Origin of the sequence: Exiguobacterium sp. K1, assembly GCF_033721435.1 — a bacterium.
In the GTDB taxonomy this organism is placed as follows: Bacteria; Bacillota; Bacilli; order Exiguobacteriales; family Exiguobacteriaceae; genus Exiguobacterium_A; species Exiguobacterium_A artemiae.
In genome coordinates this window covers 17230-35257 of the sequence record NZ_JAOTIT010000001.1, presented here as the reverse complement: position 1 = coordinate 35257, position 18028 = coordinate 17230, and the positions used below count along the sequence as shown (strand labels likewise).

The 18028-nt window shown below is 48.4% G+C and carries 20 protein-coding genes; 6 read left to right on the top strand and 14 right to left on the bottom strand.

The window, feature by feature from the left end:
* Positions 1-24: 24 nt before the first annotated feature.
* From N7U64_RS00185 to N7U64_RS00145, 9 genes are all read right to left on the bottom strand, one after another.
* Positions 25-1278: an EAL and HDOD domain-containing protein gene (locus N7U64_RS00185; RefSeq protein ID WP_318927766.1), complete on the bottom strand. Its 1254-nt coding sequence runs from the start codon at positions 1276-1278 to the stop codon at positions 25-27.
* A gap of 167 nt (positions 1279-1445) precedes the next feature.
* On the bottom strand, positions 1446-2189 hold the full coding sequence (locus tag N7U64_RS00180) for an alpha/beta hydrolase family protein (protein ID WP_318927765.1): 744 nt from the start codon (positions 2187-2189) through the stop codon (positions 1446-1448).
* Entirely contained in the window at positions 2161-2634 is a 474-nt protein-coding gene (gene ytkD, locus N7U64_RS00175; RefSeq protein ID WP_012371156.1) for an RNA deprotection pyrophosphohydrolase, read from the bottom strand. Before ytkD ends, N7U64_RS00180 begins: the two co-directional genes overlap by 29 nt.
* 131 nt (positions 2635-2765) lie before the next feature.
* On the bottom strand, positions 2766-4115 hold the full coding sequence (locus N7U64_RS00170; protein ID WP_012371157.1) for a glucose-6-phosphate isomerase: 1350 nt from the start codon (positions 4113-4115) through the stop codon (positions 2766-2768).
* A gap of 112 nt (positions 4116-4227) precedes the next feature.
* Positions 4228-5394 carry an iron-containing alcohol dehydrogenase gene (locus tag N7U64_RS00165; protein ID WP_012371158.1) on the bottom strand — a complete coding sequence of 389 codons (1167 nt, stop codon included), beginning with the start codon at positions 5392-5394 and terminating at the stop codon, positions 4228-4230.
* Between the two features lie 125 nt (positions 5395-5519).
* Positions 5520-5912 (bottom strand): S1 domain-containing post-transcriptional regulator GSP13, encoded by a 393-nt coding sequence (gene yugI, locus N7U64_RS00160; RefSeq protein WP_214766120.1) that lies wholly within the window; start codon positions 5910-5912, stop codon positions 5520-5522.
* Between the two features lie 377 nt (positions 5913-6289).
* Entirely contained in the window at positions 6290-7333 is a 1044-nt protein-coding gene (locus tag N7U64_RS00155; protein ID WP_012371161.1) for a ribonucleotide-diphosphate reductase subunit beta, read from the bottom strand.
* Entirely contained in the window at positions 7302-7790 is a 489-nt protein-coding gene (locus N7U64_RS00150; RefSeq protein WP_012371162.1) for a flavodoxin domain-containing protein, read from the bottom strand. Before N7U64_RS00150 ends, N7U64_RS00155 begins: the two co-directional genes overlap by 32 nt.
* An 18-nt stretch (positions 7791-7808) precedes the next feature.
* Positions 7809-10034 (bottom strand): ribonucleoside-diphosphate reductase subunit alpha, encoded by a 2226-nt coding sequence (locus N7U64_RS00145; RefSeq protein ID WP_413230422.1) that lies wholly within the window; start codon positions 10032-10034, stop codon positions 7809-7811.
* Between the two features lie 317 nt (positions 10035-10351).
* Between N7U64_RS00145 and N7U64_RS00140 the strand changes: the two genes are divergently transcribed.
* Genes N7U64_RS00140 through N7U64_RS00120 form a run of 5 tightly spaced genes read left to right on the top strand, consistent with a single transcriptional unit; the run spans position 10352 to position 13381 of the window.
* Entirely contained in the window at positions 10352-10585 is a 234-nt protein-coding gene (locus N7U64_RS00140) for a DUF1871 family protein (protein ID WP_214766124.1), read from the top strand.
* Positions 10586-10598: 13 nt separating this feature from the next.
* Positions 10599-10838: a NifU N-terminal domain-containing protein gene (locus tag N7U64_RS00135; protein WP_026827667.1), complete on the top strand. Its 240-nt coding sequence runs from the start codon at positions 10599-10601 to the stop codon at positions 10836-10838.
* Between the two features lie 58 nt (positions 10839-10896).
* Entirely contained in the window at positions 10897-11691 is a 795-nt protein-coding gene (locus tag N7U64_RS00130) for a glycosyltransferase family 2 protein (RefSeq protein ID WP_012371166.1), read from the top strand.
* Positions 11691-12194: an Lrp/AsnC family transcriptional regulator gene (locus tag N7U64_RS00125; protein ID WP_318927763.1), complete on the top strand. Its 504-nt coding sequence runs from the start codon at positions 11691-11693 to the stop codon at positions 12192-12194. Before N7U64_RS00130 ends, N7U64_RS00125 begins: the two co-directional genes overlap by 1 nt.
* Positions 12191-13381 (top strand): aminotransferase, encoded by a 1191-nt coding sequence (locus N7U64_RS00120; protein ID WP_012371168.1) that lies wholly within the window; start codon positions 12191-12193, stop codon positions 13379-13381. Before N7U64_RS00125 ends, N7U64_RS00120 begins: the two co-directional genes overlap by 4 nt.
* Before the next feature lie 46 nt (positions 13382-13427).
* Here N7U64_RS00120 and N7U64_RS00115 read toward each other — a convergent pair whose 3' ends face one another.
* On the bottom strand, positions 13428-14318 hold the full coding sequence (locus N7U64_RS00115; RefSeq protein ID WP_318927762.1) for a MazG nucleotide pyrophosphohydrolase domain-containing protein: 891 nt from the start codon (positions 14316-14318) through the stop codon (positions 13428-13430).
* Complete coding sequence (locus N7U64_RS00110; RefSeq protein WP_012371170.1) at positions 14284-14469, bottom strand: hypothetical protein; 186 nt, start codon at positions 14467-14469, stop codon at positions 14284-14286. The genes N7U64_RS00115 and N7U64_RS00110 overlap by 35 nt, the downstream gene beginning before the upstream one ends.
* Before the next feature lie 84 nt (positions 14470-14553).
* On the opposite strand from N7U64_RS00110, the gene ytvI reads away from it, so the two are divergent.
* Positions 14554-15678, top strand: a complete 1125-nt coding sequence (gene ytvI / locus N7U64_RS00105; protein WP_012371171.1) for a sporulation integral membrane protein YtvI — start codon at positions 14554-14556, stop codon at positions 15676-15678.
* Here ytvI and N7U64_RS00100 read toward each other — a convergent pair.
* The 3 genes from N7U64_RS00100 to N7U64_RS00090 are packed head-to-tail and all read right to left on the bottom strand — an operon-like array spanning position 15662 to position 17911.
* Complete coding sequence (locus N7U64_RS00100; RefSeq protein ID WP_318927761.1) at positions 15662-16330, bottom strand: DUF429 domain-containing protein; 669 nt, start codon at positions 16328-16330, stop codon at positions 15662-15664. The two genes, ytvI and N7U64_RS00100, sit on opposite strands and share 17 nt — an antisense overlap.
* Positions 16311-16481, bottom strand: a complete 171-nt coding sequence (locus tag N7U64_RS00095) for a hypothetical protein (RefSeq protein WP_318927760.1) — start codon at positions 16479-16481, stop codon at positions 16311-16313. Before N7U64_RS00095 ends, N7U64_RS00100 begins: the two co-directional genes overlap by 20 nt.
* Positions 16478-17911 (bottom strand): leucyl aminopeptidase, encoded by a 1434-nt coding sequence (locus N7U64_RS00090; protein WP_318927759.1) that lies wholly within the window; start codon positions 17909-17911, stop codon positions 16478-16480. Before N7U64_RS00090 ends, N7U64_RS00095 begins: the two co-directional genes overlap by 4 nt.
* Between the last annotated feature and the right edge of the window lie 117 nt (positions 17912-18028).

Sequence of the window (18028 nt, the reverse complement as noted above, 5' to 3'; positions counted from 1 at the left end):
TAACGGATGCTCAACCTTTTTCTGTTAGACGATTGAATCGGTTTTGTCTTTTAAATGGAGTTCCTTTTGCGCAAGCCAAACTTGACTCTCTTTCAGTAACTCATAAGCCCGGTGCTTCATAATCCCGAACCGATTACTGAGCATCTCAAACCGTTCAAACTCGCCCCGGTCTGCGCTGATCGCAAGCAACAGGCAATCGCGAAACGGGTGATCTTCCCCTTGCAAGACATTTTTCAAAGCCGGTTCAATCGGAAGCTGATCGATGATTTCACCGATATCCACGGAAAGCAAGGCATCGATGTGTGACAGTAAGCCGATCATGTAGGCACTTTCTGCTTTCAGTGTCTTCGTTTCCGTCGCAAACAGTTCACATAGTTTTGCGCAATGCAAGGATGAACGCAATAATTCGTCCGACCATTGATACGGACTCGCTAGTTTCATCTCACGCAAGACGATCAACGAAATCCAGCTCTTCAGCTGGGAAAAGCCCAGCAAGGAAATTGCTTGACGGACGGAACTGACCATGTTCCGAAGACCGATGCCCGGAGAGTTGATCAATTGCAGTACTTGCACACTGATGTAAGGATTGCCCTCGATTTCATCCACGACGTCATCATAATGGTCATCCGTATCAAGCCACTTCAACATTTTCAACAGGACAGGCACTTGCGGAGGAACGGCCTTTCCTTTCATCAGCATCGGTTTGGCGTAAAAGTATCCTTGGAACCAGTCATACCCCATCGCAAGGCTTCGCGTGTGGTCCTCGTGTGTTTCAACCCGTTCAGCCAAAAAGCGGATATGCGGATAGTTCCGTTTTAAAATATGTAAGATTGCACTTTGTTCGCGTGGATTGATGGCTTCGATATCAATTTTTATCAAATCAATCAAATCAAACAGCTCCGGACCGTGGTGACGCAACAAATCCGTTACGAAATCATCAAGCGCCAGGACGAAGCCGGCTTCTTTCCATTTTTGCAGCGTCTGGAGCATCATTTCATCAATCTGAACCGTCTCCAATACTTCAATCACGAATTGAGTCGGATCCAGATGATCAATCAGTTCAGACTGCAACAGATCGCCTGTGAAATTAATGAATAATCGTTTTCCTTCTGCTACACGGTCTACTCCGAGATGAATCAGTGTATTCGTCAACACATCCATCGTCGCCAAGTCACCATCAAACACTACAGGTGTTTCAACGGAACGATAGAGCAGCTCAAAAGCGTCAATCGAACCAAACCGGTCTACAATCGGTTGTCGCGCAAGTAAGATTTCCATCTCATATATCCCTTCTAAATCCGTTAATCTGGCTTATTTAATATGTTCTAGTATACCAAATATCGTTTCCCCTTAAAAAATCTCTTTTTTAAAACATATCAATGTTCCCATCATTTGGAGAAAAAAACATCTCAATGCAAGGCATCAAGATGTTTTGTAAGTCTTTTCTATTCAGATAACATCCAATCAATGACTTGTTTCGTCACAAGCATTTTTTGATGGATCGGAAATTGATGCGCATACTGATAGACAATCAAGCGGGTCTGTTCCGGATAACGGGCCGCATAATTCGTCGCATGACGCAGTCGGACATTTTGATCATACAATCCGTGAATCAGCAAGATTTCCCCTTGAGGCGGAAAATACAATGGCGACCGGACACGGTATGCCTGCAACTGTTGTTGCGGAACTCCTCCCGTAAACCGTCTGAGCATTTTTCGCATCGTCTGTTGTTCTTCATACGTCCAAGTCAGATTCGTTACACCGGCCCATGACACCGTCCGGGCGACTTCTCGATGGTGCGCAAGTAAAAGCGCCATCTGTCCACCGCGGGAAAAACCGAAGACCGACGTCCGCTCGACATATTGATCGAGCCAATCAAACGCACTGATGGCGTCGAGGATATCCCGGTGTCCGAAGTCTTCTTTCCCCGTCCCTCCTAGATTACCGCGGTAAAAAGGAGCCATGACGAGATAACCGGCTTGCGCGAACTGCATTAAGCGGGTCGGCCGAACCATGCCGATATTACGTGTCCCACCACGTAAATACAAAAGACCTTGCCCGTTCGCATGAACCGGCAGGATCACATACGCTCCGACCCGTTCCCCGTCGGATGTTTCATAAAAGACCCGAAAGGTGCGGAACGGTCCCTGGCGCGGGAGCTCAAACCAATCGGCGTTCGGCGAGTACACGAAGAGTCTCCGGAAGGACACGGTCCTTCATCATGAAGCTGTATTGGCGGTTCGTATCTAAACGTTTCGGGATATCGTCTAGTAAATAGGCTCCGTCCGTCTCATCGACAGCCAGGTGTGGAACCAGTGATTCGATTTGAGCGAAGTAGATATTCTTGATGATCGTGTCCCCTCGACCCTCGACCCGGTATTGTCCGATATACTGGAGACGTTCGATACGTCCCCCTGTCTCTTCCATGACTTCCCGGTATGCGGCTTCCTCCGCCGTCTCCCCCGGTTCGACCTTTCCACCCGGAAACTCATATCCCCGTTGCTTGTGATGCGTCAGTAACCATTTCCCTTCGTACACGGCAATGACCCAGACATGAAGCGGATGGACTGAAAACGGATGGTCTTCAAAACTCAGTTCAACCCGATTTTGATAATAATCTAAAAACGTAATCACGTGCGTGCACCTCATTTCTTCTTCTCTCTTCACTTTACCTGTTTCGAAAGCATTCTAAAAGTGAAAGTGCGTAGGAATTTGCCAGAATGACAAAAAAAGACATCCCTCAGAATCGAGAGATGTCCGGATGCTTATTTCAAGCGAGCTTCAAGCTCTGCTTTTTCTGCTTCAAATCCAGGTTTACCGAGTAGGGCAAACATGTTTTTCTTGTATGCTTCAACACCCGGCTGATCGAACGGGTTCACACCAAGCAGGTATCCACTCATGGCACATGCTTTTTCGAAGAAGTAGAACAAGAATCCGAGATGATACGGTGTCATCTCAGGCAATTCGACCGTCAAGTTCGGAACTTGTCCATCTGTGTGGGCAAGCAACGTTCCTTCCGCTGCCTTGTCGTTGACGAATTGAATCGATTTTCCTTCCAGGAAGTTTAAACCGTCGAGATCCTGTGCATCTTTTTCAATCGTTAAAGCATGACGCGCTTGTCCGACTTTAATGACTGTTTCGAACAGATCACGACGTCCTTCTTGGACATATTGTCCCATCGAGTGAAGATCCGTTGAGAAGTCGACGGCAGCCGGGAAAATTCCTTTGAAATCTTTTCCTTCTGACTCTCCGTACAACTGTTTCCACCATTCTGACACATAGTGTAAGGCCGGTTCATAGTTGACGAGCAACTCGATTGTTTTTCCTTTAGCATATAATGCATTCCGGACAACTGCGTACTGGTACGCTTCGTTTTCCGCCAAGTTCTCGTTTGAGAACTGAACCTGGGCATCACGTGCACCTGCCATCAACTCTTCGATCGAAATGCCGGCTGCTGCGATCGGCAACAGACCAACCGGTGTCAAGACAGAGAAACGACCTCCGACGTCATCCGGGATCACAAATGTTTGGTATCCTTCCGAGTCCGCAAGTGTTTTCAAAGCGCCGCGTGCTTTATCCGTCGTTGCGTAAATCCGGTCTTTCGCACCCGCTTTACCGTACTTGTCTTCCATGAACGTTTTTAACAGACGGAACGAAATCGCCGGTTCTGTCGTCGTGCCTGATTTCGAGATGATGTTGACCGACACATCTTTTCCTTCAAGTACTTGGAACAAATCGTGTAAGTACGTCGAAGAAATGTTATGTCCAGCATAAATGATTTGCGGAGCTTTCCGCTCTTCTTTTGACAATAAGTTGTGGAACGAATGACCCAGCATCTCGATTGCAGCACGTGCACCAAGATACGATCCTCCGATTCCGACGACCAACAAGACGTCTGAATCCGACTTGATTTTTTCAGCTGCTGCCTGAATTTTTTCAAATTCCGCTTTGTCATAGTTTGTCGGTAAATCGACCCATCCTAAGAAATCACTGCCGGCACCTGTGCCGTTGTGGATTGCTCCGTGTAATGTTTTTACCGTATCCGCCATATAGTCTACTTCATGTTGTCCTACGAATTGTAGGGCCTTCGAATAATCAAAACGTACCGTTGTCATTCACTCGTCCTCCTTATTCATTCGCAAACAAATGCGACCTTCCTTTTCATTAAAACGCAAGAAGGAAGGTCGTTCAAGTCTTTTGTGAAAAGATTAGCAAATGTTATGGCGCTTACAAAGCCGCTGTTACGATCTGACGGACATCTTCGTTGCCAAGTGATTTGAAGTTACCGAAGTCTCCGCGTGTCATTGCTGATTTTACGATTGAGTCGACTGTATCTTCTTTGATGTCGTAATCTGCAAGACGGTTTGGAGCACCGAGTGACGTCCAGAACGCACTGATGGCATCGATTGTAGCGTGTGCTGCTTCCATTTCTGATTTACCTGTCGTATCGACGTCAAAGACGTTTTCACCGAGTGTAACGAAACGGTGTGCATTTGACTCGTCGAGGACATGACGCATCCAGTTCGGGAAGAGAATCGCCAAACCACCTGCGTGCGGGATATCATGAACAGCTGAAACCGCGTGCTCAATGTTGTGTGACGCCCAGTCACCGCGTGCGCCCATTTGCAGGACACCATTGAGTGCCATCGTGCCGGCAAACAGGATGGTACCGCGGAGTTCAACGTTCTCAAGATCGTTAACGAGTTTCGGTGCTGCTTCGACGACCGCTTTCATGACGCCTTCTGTCATCCGTTCTTGAACCGGTGCATGTGCCGTATGGAAATATTGCTCGAGGCAATGGCTCATCATGTCGACGATTCCGTAAATCGTTTGGTCTTTCGGTACACTGACTGTGTACTTCGGATCAAGGACTGAGAATGTCGGGAATGTTAACGGGCTGCCCCAACCGTATTTTTCTTGTGTCTTCCAGTTCGTGATGACCGAGCCTGAGTTCATTTCTGAACCTGTTGCAGCAAGTGTCAAGACGGTTCCGAACGGGATGACCGTTTTTGGTGTTGCTTTCCCAATGACGAGATCCCATGCTTCGCCTTCGTACGGGATACCGGCAGCAATCAGTTTCGTACAGTCGATGACTGAACCGCCACCTAGTGCAAGCAATGCGTCAACGCCAGCTTCACGTGCGATTTTAATACCGCGTTCAGCTGTTTCAATACGCGGGTTTGGTTCGACGCCGTCGCATTCAACGTATTCGATCCCTGCCGCACTCAGTTCGCGTGTCACGTCATCATAAACACCATTGCGTTTAATACTGCCGCCGCCAAATACGAGCATGACTTTTTTTGCATCTAAAGCTTTCAATTCGTCTGTAATTTTGCTGACTTGACCGTCACCAAAAATAAGTTTCGTTGGATTACGATATTCAAAGTTTTCCATTGTGTGTTGCCCCCTTGATAAGTAATGAACACCTTACATTATCCACACATTCCCCTTTTCCATCTATTTTAATGCTTATAACGCAAAAAAAGAGAACCGACCGATGTCGATTCCCTTTCAAAATCTTATTTTTGGAAGTTTGATTTTTCAATCCATTCTTCCAATTTGCCTTTTAACACGTTGAAGCCAGGAGCTTCTTCTTGTTTGAAAGCAGGACCCGCATCGCGACGGCCAGCGTTTTTGCGTGGGCCTTTAGCGCGTGCTTCGCGTTTTGGAGCTTCTTGTGTTGCTTTGATCGAAAGCTTCATTTTTTTGTTAGCTTCGTCGATGTCGAGAACTTTAACAGTTACTTCATCGCCAACTTTTACGTAATCGTTGATATCTTTTACGTAATCGTGTGAGATTTCTGAGATGTGGACGAGACCTTGTGTTTGCTCGTCAAGTGCTACGAAAGCACCAAAGTTTTGAATACCAGTTACTTTACCAGTAACGATTTGGTCTTTTTCAAAGTTTGCCATAGTTTATACACTCCCTAACTAAATTCATCAACTTATAATAACATACTTTTTACGGATGGTAAAAAATATTTTTCAAATTGTTTATTTTTTATTTTACGAGGGAACAAATTAGTAGCAAGACTTCAAGTATTCCCCCTGATTCTGCCGGACTTTTTGAGTCCGGCCCTTTTTTTGTTTCTTCTTACTTTTCAACGCAAAAAGGACCAATTCGGTCAGCTCACTTTCCGCGGACAAGCCATCCTGCCGCTTCAGATGCGGTGCATCTTCCAGGGTCACGATTGGCTTGTTTTTCCGCAGGAGTCGAGCATGACCTCACCTGTCCTAGCGTAAAGGAAATTTCATGGTGAAGCAATCAAAATTTCTGTCCGTTTACAGACTTACAAATCATCAAATCCGTTTGCATCCGTTACTTTTGCATACGAGCGCGATTTTTGCTCGAAGAAATCGGATTTCGTCGCATTCATCGAGTCGTCGGAATAGGCGCGGATCCATGGCATGACGTCTTCATCATGTCCTTCATACAGATCGTCAAGTCCGATGACACGGAGACGCTTGTTGGCGAGGTATTTGACATAGTCACGCATTTCGCTGACATCAAGTCCGTCCAAGTCACGTAACACGTATTCACTCCACTCGATTTCAAGATCAACGGCACGCTCGAATGTCGCGTAGACAAATTTCGTGAATGAACCGTCGGCATCGATATCCGGATGTTCTGTCAAGACGGCACGCAACAGCTGACTGATGAAGTATGAGTGTTGCAGTTCGTCACGCTGGATATAACTGATCATCGTCGACGTTCCGACCATTTTCTGATGGCGCGCCAAGTTATAGAAGAAAGCAAATCCGGAATAGAAGTTGATTCCTTCAAGAACGATCGAGGCCACCAGTGACTTCGCAAAGTTTTCCGGTGTCCGGTCGTTTTGGAAATCTTCATACAGATCCAAAATGAAGGCATTTCGTTTCATGACCATATCGTCGTCTTTCGCGATGTCGAAAATCCTGTTCTGCTCCGACAGTGGGACAAGACTCGACAGCACATAGCTGTAAGATTGGTTATGAACGACTTCCTGTTGGGCGACAATCGCGAGAATCGCATGAATTGACGCGTCCGATGTGAACATCGCCGACTCCAAAATATAACGGGTCTGGACGGAGTCGAGAATCGACAATAAGCCGATGATGCGTTTGAAGGCATCCTGTTCCCGCTCGCTTAATTGATTCCATTGTTGCATGTCTTTTGACATTGAAATCTCATCCGGAATCCAGAAGTTCGATAACAGCTGTTTATAGATGGAATAGAACTGCGGATACGCAATGTCGTTCCAATTGACGATTGAGCTTGTTTCCCCGCCGATGATCGCGGTCGCGCGATTCGGGTGTCGGGCATCAAGCAGTTTGATTTTTTGTAGTTGTTCCATGTTGTTCGGCTCCCTCTTGCTGTAATTGCAGTAGTGTTCGACGTGTCCACTCTTTGACCGCATGCGGTCGGTTACGCGGCGATTGTTCGATTTTGAGTAATTCACCTGCGAGCGGAACCCCGAACTTCGCGAGATGGTACGCCATCTCATCGACGGCACGGCAATATTTGACGAACATCTTATCGCCCGTCCCGAAGACAGCCGCCTGCGGAATCGCGTGCGGGCTTTCTTTTAAGACGACCTTCAGACAATCCCGCATCTCATCCGGCAGTTGTCCGTCTCCCCAGGTATAAGAACCAAAATAGACGATATCATAAGGGACCAGCTGATACGTCGTCACATCATCGGCAAAGATCATCGTCGGTTCGACCTGCATTTCGGAACATGCTTTTGCAATCAGTTCCGCAACCTCCTCTGTATTTCCGCTCATTGACGCATATACGATTGCTGCCTTCATGATATCGTCCTCCTTCTCTTATGATGAACACGACTCACATTCATCGATTTCGACAGTCGTCGAACGTGTGTAGTAAATCGTCTTCATCCCGAGTTGCCATGCTTCCATGTGCATCTCGAGTAACTCTTTTGCTTTGACGCTGTTTTTAACGTAGAGATTAAAGCTGATTGCCTGGTCAATATGACGTTGACGTGAGGCATTTTGACGAATGCTCCAGAGTTGATCAATCTCAAACGCTGATTTATAGAACCAGTTCGTTTCCGGTGTTAAATCGGGCACTGTAACCGGAATCTTGTAGTTTTTCTTTTCTTCCGCGTAAACCTTCTTGTAAATCGGATCGATTGACGCTGTACTGCCGGCGATGATTGCCGTCGACGAGTTCGGTGCGACTGCCATCAGGTAGGCATTCCGCATACCATGTGCTGTGATGTCTGCCTGCAGACGATCCCAGTTCAGTTTATCCGTTGTTTTGTAGTGACGGCGGGCAATGTATTCCCCGGTCTGCCACTCCGATCCTTCAAAGAGACGGTAAGCGCCTTTTTCTTTCGCCAGTTGCATCGACGCGTCAATCGTCAAATAAGCGATTTTTTCATAGAGACGGTCGGCGTACTGGACGGCCTCGACCGACTCCCAGCGGATACCTTCGAGAGCGAGCAGATGGTGCCAGCCGAATGTTCCGAGACCGACGGCACGGTATTTTTGGTTCGTAATCTGTGCTTGCGGTACGTCGATCGTATTTAGATCGATGACGTTATCGAGCATCCGCATTTGAATCGGAATCAACCGTTCGAGCACATTTTCACGGACTGCACGTGCGAGTGCGATCGAAGACAAGTTACAGACAACAAAATCGCCCGGTGTTTTCGTGATGATGATTTTGCCGTCTTCCGTGTACTCTTCCGTCACCGTCGTCGGACTCATATTTTGCATGATTTCCGAACAGAGGTTGGACGAGTAAATCATTCCCGCATGTTTATTTGGGTTGGCACGGTTGACCGCATCGCGGAAGAACATGTACGGTGTACCCGTTTCAAGCTGCGAACGCATATAACGTTTGACGAGATCAATCGCCGGTACTTTCGTCCGGCTCAGACGCGGTTCGTTGACACAGGCTGTATATTTTTCCGTGAAACTGCCACCTTGTTCCGTTTCGTCAAACGAATCTTCAAGGCTGAAGCCCATGACGGTCCGAATTTCGTGCGGGTCAAACAAGTACCAGTCGCCGCGTGCTTCGACCGTCCGCATGAAATGGTCCGGTAAGCTGACGCCTGTGAACAAATCGTGTGTCCGCAACCGCTCGTCCCCGTTATTTAATTTCGCATCAAGGAACTCAAGGATGTCTTTATGCCAGATATCGAGGTAAACAGCAATCGAACCTTGGCGCATACCAAGCTGATCGACACTGACTGCTGTATTGTTCAATTGTTTCATCCACGGAATGACACCGCTCGATACGCCTTTAAAGCCTTTGATATCCGATCCGCGTGACCGGATTTTCCCCATGTAGACGCCGATTCCGCCGCCGCCTTTTGAGAGCGTCGCGACATCGGTATTTGAATCATAGATGCCACGGAGCGAATCATCGACCGTGTCGATGAAGCATGAAGACAGTTGGCCGTATGATTTACCGGCGTTTGATAAAGTCGGTGTCGCAACCGTCATGTAGAGATTCGACAGTGCCCAGTACGACTCTTTGACGAGCTTGATCCGGCGGTCTTTCGGTTCTGTCTGCATCAGTGTCATGGCGATGATCATGAAGCGTTCCTGCGGTAATTCGTATAATTTTTTGACGTGGTCGCGCGCTAAGTAACGGTCGGATAATGTCCGGAGTCCGATATACGTGAACAGATGATCACGTGACGGATCAATCGATGCCGCAAGTTCTTCGACTTCATCTTTCGTATACGTTTCTAAGAGGTGTGGCGTAAAAATACCAATCTCCGTTAATTTTTCGATCAAGTGATAAAGCGAACCGTACCGTTCGTCTGCTGCATAGCCGCGGTTTTCACTTGCTTCCAGATACAACCGGTTCAAGTACGTCGCTGTCGCAACGAATGTCCAGTTCGGTTCCTCTGCCTTTAACATGTCAAGTGCATGCATGGTTAAGAGTTCATAGACTTGATCCGCCTGTAACGTCTTCCCTTCGAGTGCCCGAATCGCCCGTTCTGTATAACGTTCGACGTCGAGCTCTGAGTATGCTGCCGTAATCTGACGGATCACCGTATATACATCTTCTATTGTCATTGCACCTTGATAGATGCGTGCTGTATTCAGTGGAGATGCCACTATGAACCACTCCCATTCTCTAACTTTAAAATAGGTTCCGTTGCCGTAAAAAATGCGCTAAACTAAAAAAAGACGCCCTACATATAGAAAGAACATTTTAATCTTCACTCTATATATAGACGTTTCAGGCATTTTTAAACCTATTTATCTACAAGATATAGGTTATCACTGAATGACTAAAAAATAACCCCTTGCATTGAAAATCAGGTCAAACAAATTTGAAAAGGCGGATTACCGCCTTTTGAGATATATTGAGATAAGGAGTTTTATTGATTATGAGTTCAGAAGAACTTTTAAAAAAATATGATCCATTTCACCTAGGAGAAGGAAATTATCCGACGGAAATGTCTGCTATACTAAGCTTACTGACGGTTCATGATCAAATAAGCCCACTTGCGGAAGCAATCGGGATCGTTTTTGAAGAATCTTTTGATGAAAGACCGGATCAGCAGGAATTGATTTTACTCGCAACGAACTTACTTTTATGTGAAGATTCGTGTGAACTTTGAAAGGAGACTGATTATGCAAGTTGATTACACGCCTAACCCGAACTCAGTAAAAATCACCCTCGACGGAGACCGCTTCGGTGCCAAGAGCACCAGCGTCAAAAAAGGGGATACACCGGAAGACGCTTTGCTCGCATCACTCATCACGATTGACGGCATCGACAATCTATTTGCATACGGTGATTTCGTCACCGTCACAAAAGAAGCTGACGCTGAATGGAATGACTTACTTCCGACAATCGAAGAAAAAATGTAAATATCTCACAAGGACACCTGAATTTCAAGGGTGTCTTTGTTCTAAGGAGACGACTTAAATGCCGATGGTCTCAGTCATCATCCCCACATATAACCGGTTGCGTGAGTTGCGCGAAGCACTGACCGCACTGACAAAACAAATCTATCAGGATTTTGAAGTCATCATCTTGAACAATAATGGAGAGCCGCTGACTTCCGTCGTTGCCGATTTTCAGGACAAACTGACGATTACGGCAATTGATTTGCCGGAAAATCACCATGTCCGGGCACGAAATCACGGTGTCTCGTTAGCAAACGGAAGGTATATTCTTCTCCACGACGATGATGATTTATTGTTACCTTCACATATCGAAGAAGCCGTCGGCGATCTCGAAGCCGGAGCGGACTTAACGTACGTCGATGCGGAACTGTTCACCTACGAATGGCAACAGGATCATCGTGTCGTCAAAACAACGGAACCGTTCGCTTATCCGTATGACCGGGAAGCGATGAAAGAGGACTCGACCTATATCCCGTCCGGTTCACTCTACCGGAAGTCACTTCACGAAGAGCTTGGTTTATTTGACGAAGACGTCTTCAACTATTGGGACTGGGACTGGATTTTACGTGTCGGACAGGATCATCTCGTCCTGCACCCGGCCCGGGCGACCGTCCTGTATGCGTTTAATCCTTCCGGTAACCACCAGTCGGCTAAGCAGGATGCATCGCGCCGCGTCTATTTCGACCGTCTCGTCGAGAAGCATCATCTTCCGACAACTGATATGAAAAATTTCCACATCGTGCAAGAGGAACGCCGCTCGCGCCTGCGCGAGACACGCCGGACGTTCAATGGTTGCCTGACAGAAAGCGAGTGATGATTGTGTACACAGACAAACAACTGGAACTACTTGAATTATTGACACAGAACGGACCGGTCGATCCTGTCCTGGCCGCTCAAATGCTTAATTTGACAGAGGATGAGGTGTTATCCTCACTCGAAACATTTAAACAAGACGGTGTCCTGCTCGGTTATACAGCCGTCATCGACTGGCAAAAAATCCACGCCCATCACGGCGTGACCGCCTTTATCGATGTTAAAGTAACGCCGAAACGGGGGCGCGGTTTTGATGAAGTCGCAGAACGGATTCATCGTTTCCCGGAAGTGACATCACTCTACCTGATGTCAGGAGCCTACGATTTACAAGTCGTCCTCGATGGAAAATCACTGCAGGAAGTCTCACAGTTCGTCTCGGAAAAACTATCGACACTCGATTCCGTGATTTCGACGACAACACACTTCCGTCTGAAAACGTATAAACATGATGGTGTTTTATTCAGCCAGGATGATGGGGACAAACGATTGAAGGTGTCTCCATGAAACATTTATCTGAACGTGTCGAACGGTTGGCACCCTCCGGCATCCGGCGATTTTTCGATTTGGCCGGTTCGATGGAAGATGTCATCTCGCTTGGTGTCGGTGAGCCCGATTTCGTTACGCCTTGGAACGTTCGGGAAGCCAGCTTCGCGGCGCTCGAACAAGGTTATACGGCATACAGTGCCAATGCCGGATTAGTCGAATTACGCCAAGAAATCAAGTTGTACATGCAAGAAAAATTTTCGATTGATTACCGGGTCGCAGATGAAATCATCGTCACGACCGGTGCGTCGGAAGGACTGGATTTGGCCTTCCGGACCTTGATCAATCCGGGTGATGAAGTCATCGTCGTCGAACCTGCCTTCGTCTCTTATGCTCCGTTGATTGAACTGGCGGGCGGTATTCCGGTCGCGGCAGCCTGTCGCGCAGAGGACGGGTTTACGATTCAGCCGGAAACGATTGAAGCCGTCATGACAGAGCGGACAAAAGCCATCATCTTTTGTTTCCCGTCGAATCCGACCGGTTCCGTCATGACACGCGATCAATTGGCCGATCTTGCGTTACTCGCGAAGAAACATGATCTTTATGTCATCAGCGATGAAATCTACGCCGAACTTTCGTATGAAGATGAGCCAACCTGTTTTGCGACTCTCCCTGACATGCGGGAGCGGACGATTGTCATCAACGGATTCTCTAAAGCCTTTGCAATGACCGGTTGGCGGCTCGGTTTCACCTGTGCTCCTCCCGCGATCAGCCAGGCGATGCTTAAAGTTCATCAGTACGGGATGATGTGTGCCCCGACGCTCGTTCAGTTCGCCGGAATCGAAGCGTTACGTTCGCGTCACAAGACCGTTCCGGATATGGTCCGCAGTTACCGCCAACGCCGGAACTACTTCGTCAAGGCGCTCAACGATGCCGGATTGCCGACGCATTCGCCGGGCGGAGCATTTTATGCCTTCCCGTATATCGGTGGGACGGGTTTGACGAGCGAAGAGTTCGCAGAACAACTGTTGCTCGCGGAACGCGTTGCGGTCGTCCCCGGTTCTGTCTTCGGCGCAAGCGGTGAAGGGTATGTCCGGGCCAGTTATGCCAGTTCGATCGAACAGCTCCAGCAGGCGATTCACCGGATCAACCGTTTCATGCAACACTTGAATCAAAAGCAAGTCGAATTATCGAATCCTTCAAGATAAACCATACAAAAAACGTCCGTTCCGACTGGAATGGACGTTTTTTGGTTTACTCATCGACATGTAGTACAAGGAACATCCGGTGATCATCTTCCGCATGATACGGTGACACGGGACCCAGTTGCGGTGCGTAGACATCAATCCGGTACGGTGCTTCTTTAAACGACAACGGTGTCTGCTCTTTAACGATCCGGCCGATTTCATCCGCTTGATTTTTGACGCTCCGCAAATTGTCCGTCCGTTCCATCGGAGCTTCGATGACGAATCCGGCAATCCCTTCAATCCGGGCGCAACGCAGGAACCGGCGGAGCGACGGTAAAGCCGCTTGAATGTGCGCCTCAAGCGCGAGATCACTTTCATAAGCCGGTGCCCCCCAGAGACGTTCCGTATTACCGGTCGCACTCCGGAAATGATCAATCGTCGCTTCCGTCACCGGATCACGTGTTAACGCAAACCGTTTGCGGTCACGATTTAAATTCTTTTCGTTTGTACGATCGATTTCCTGCAGAAGATTGATGCCGTGAGGACGGGCCAGTCGGAACAACTCCCGTTGAAGACGGGCAAGCGACATCCCGATCGGAATGATATCTTCCGTCTGTTTTGGGGGTTTGTCCCCTTCATATCCGTTCATCACACGGGCGACCTGCCCCGCTTCATGAACGAGGCGGTAAAACGAACCTTGCCCCTCGTCTTCCATCGTTCCGAGCTGTTGATGCTGCTGTGCCAAATCCGTAACGTATTGATTCGCAAGACAGGTCGAGATCATCAGGACATCCACCAGTTCCGCCTGAAATGACAACTCATCTCCAGTTTCGAGCGCTTCCCCCACTTCACCGACTTCCTCAATCAAACGGGCTAGTCCAGACAATGGACGAAAGTATCCGCCAAGCGCCCGAATCGTTTCATCAACCTTTTGCTGAAGAAGAATCATCTCCTGCATCGTCCTGCACCTCCGCCATTCCTTTCACGATCCGGTCTTCCGATTGTTCCTTAAATCGTTTGGCAAACTGTTTATTCTTACGCCATTCACGGACAGCGAGTCCGCTTGCAACGGCGAGTGAGACGAGTACTCCCATTTCTTTTCGTTTCATCTGAATTCCTCCTTTTGAATGATACGTTCGTCTGGCAAACATGATATGATGATGACATTACATACATAGTAAGAGGTGTTGCTTATGTCGACTGAACGTTTATGGCAAATAGCCCGTTTCATTGGCGTCATCCTTGCCATCTTTTTCACCGGTTGGCTGATAATTCGCTTGTCTTCTTTCATGTACCCGTTCGTCTTTGCTTTTTTACTGGCTTTATTCAGTCGGCCGCTCGTCGACTTTTTCCAAAAGCGGCTTCGGATCAACCGCGGTTGGGGCGCTCTGCTATCGATTATTTTAATGAGCGGTTTGTTGATCGGCTCACTCGTCCTGATCATCATGCAGTTGATTCGTGGACTTGTGTTTGTCGCCAATCAGTTGCCGGCCCAGATCCAGGAGCTGAGTCTTTATTTCCAGAAACTCTACAATGAAAAGCTGGCTCCCATTTGGAACGATGCATCGGAAGCCCTCCGGTCGCTTGAACCGTCACAACAAAACACCGTCCAAAACAGTATCCAGTCACTCGGCAGTTCACTTGCCAGTGCCATCGGTGAAGGCTCGAAAAGCGTCGCCGGGATGTTGCAGACGGTTTTAGCCACACTGCCGTCCATCGCGTTGATTTTAGTCATCGTCTTGCTCGCCTGGTTCTTCATCTCCAAAGACTGGCACCGGTATGAGCTGCGATTGAAAAAATACGAGATGTTACCGTGGTTCGCCCGTGCCGAATCGGTCGTCACGAGTCTCCGGTCTGCTTTATTCGGTTATATTAAAGCGCAACTGACATTGATTACGATTACCTTTTTCATCGTCCTGATTGGACTGTTGATCATCGGCGTCGAGCATCCGTTTGCCATCGCCTTTATCGCAGCATTTTTTGACATCCTGCCCTATCTTGGAACAGGCTCCGTCTTCTTGCCTTGGATTGCCTATTCCATCATTACGGGAGATACGGGTCTCGCCATCGGTCTCGCGATCCTTTACGCAATCGTCATCTTACAACGCAATATCATGGAACCTAAAATCGTCGGCGATAATATCGGCATCCAACCGATCACCGCGTTGATCGCCTTATTTGTCGGCATTCAGGTATTCGGTGTCTTCGGATTAATTTTAGGCCCCTTGATTGCGGTCATCATTAAAGCACTACACAACGCTCAAATCTTTCATTATCTTTGGGACTTTATCAAAGGATCACCTACACCGTTTCGGTGAAGGTGATCTTTTTTGGTAAAGCTGCATATAAGGGAAATCCGGTTGTATCAACGGGGCAATCAGCCGGCAAATAAACCGCCGGTAACGTTGCCGCAATCGCAAGCAGACAAGCATCGATCCAATCGTCCGTCGCGACACCACGCACGTTGAGTTCCCAGTAAGCCGGACAAGCATACCGTTGCAACAGCGCAATCCGTTCCGCTACTCCCTCGACCGTCCGTTTACTGTGACGTGCCGGATGACCCGTCAGTCGGGCAAAACAGACTTCCGGATGGGATTCGACCCATCCGGGTTGGTAATGAGTCCGGACCTGCTCGATTTTCGGCAGCAGGTACCAGGCTTGTTTCGATAAACCAAAACTTGCATGTTGCTTTGAATAGTCGTTTGCCGTATGATAGTCCGGTTGTTCAAGTGCTGTGCGTAACGGGGCGTTAAAGACGCAGCTCGTCCGGCCGGGTTTCAATTCTTCCCGTAGTAACCGGTCGACCGACCGCCGTTTGTTTTCTTCCAGTCCGACCGGCATGTCGATATAGGTCCGGGTCCCGCATTCGATCTCGTCGAGCGACGAAGCGACGGTCCAGGAAAACTGACCGTCTTTAATCGAAACGGCGACCCATCCGGCTTTTGCCGCATCAATTCCGGTGACGTCCATTGGACTTCTCCCGCAGACTCTTGAGCAGCGATAATATCGTAAAGACGCCGAAGAAAGTCGCTGCCGCTAAAGGAATCTGTTCCCGTGAATCCAGGTACCAAACAATACTGATAATCGTCACTAAAATGAGGACACTGTTCAGACGCATCATTTTTCGCGTTCGACGAAATGATAGAGACTGCGGACCATGACACCGGTCGCCCCTTTTGGACCGAGCTCTGTCGCGGCTTTTTGTTCGGACGTTCCCGCGATATCAAGATGGAGCCATGGTGTCTCGCCAACAAATTCACCAACAAACGCACCACCGAAAATCATATGTCCCATTCGTCCCGGTGAATTATTTAAGTCGGCGACATCCGAGCGGCGGACTTGCTTGATGAACTGATCGACGTATGGCATCTGCCAGACCATCTCATTCGTCTCTTTTGTTACGGCTTCGAATCGTTCGTACAGACCGGCATCATTCGTCAAGGCACCGGTAATTTCTGTCCCGAGTGCCACTAACACTCCGCCTGTCAGCGTAGCAAGATCAATGATCATCTTCGGTTTATATTCTTTCGCATAGGTGACAGCGTCTGCGAGGACAAGTCGACCTTCTGCATCCGTATTCAGGATTTCAATTGTTTTCCCTGCCATCGACGTGATGACATCATCCGGTTTGAAGGCGTCACCGGAAATCATGTTATCCGTCGCCGGAATGACACCGAGGACATTGACGTCCGGTTTTAGGTGACCGAGGGCTTCGAATAATCCGAGGACGGCTGCCGCTCCCCCCATATCCCCTTTCATCCCGACAATCCCGTCTTTTGGTTTAATCGAGTAACCGCCGGTATCAAATGTCACACCTTTTCCGACGACTGCAATCGGAGCGTCGTCGCCTGCTCCTTTGTATTCAAGGACAATCAGCTTCGGTGGAATTGTCGATCCTTGATTGACCGCAAGCAATGCGCCCATTCCGAGGGCTTCCATGTCGGCTTTTTCAAGAATCTTCAACTCATGCCCGTGACGCTCGGCAATAAAGCGGGCTTCATCCGCCAAAGCCGGTGCCGTCAATAAATTTCCGGGCATCGTGACAAGACGGCGCGCGAGATTCGTCGCTTGTGCGAGTGCCGCTCCACGTTCGACCGCCTGTTCGCCGGCGTCTGACCAGATTGTTACATCCAGATCATATGTCGCACGGGTGTTGGTTTTGTAATGTTTGACTTCATATGTAGCTAAGCCAAACGTCTCAGCAATCAGTTCGACCGGTTGATCCGGGAAGGTCGTCGCGTCAATCGTTACTTTGGACAGCTGACGTGCCTTCAGGAACTGAGCCGCTTTTCCGAATAATCGGCGCAGACCGTCCGTTGTAAGTCCTTCCGCCTTGCCAAGACCGACGAACAACACTCGTTCCACCGTTCCCGTCAGTGTCGGCAGCAAACGGAGTTCTCCTTGTTTCGTTGAGATGTCCCCGCGGCGTACCCATTCATCCAAACGATCCGGATATAGTGACCGGATCCGTTCCTCGACCGGCTGGTTTCCTGAAATACCGACAACGAGTACTTCGACATGAGCTTGTGGATCTACTTGATTCCATCGCATATTCAAATCCCCCTTTAGTGATAGGTATAAGTATGAAGCGTTTGATCTGATTTTCCAACTGATAGCCTCCGAGACGAATGAAACCGTTCTCAAAAAAGACGTTCTTTAATTTGTCGA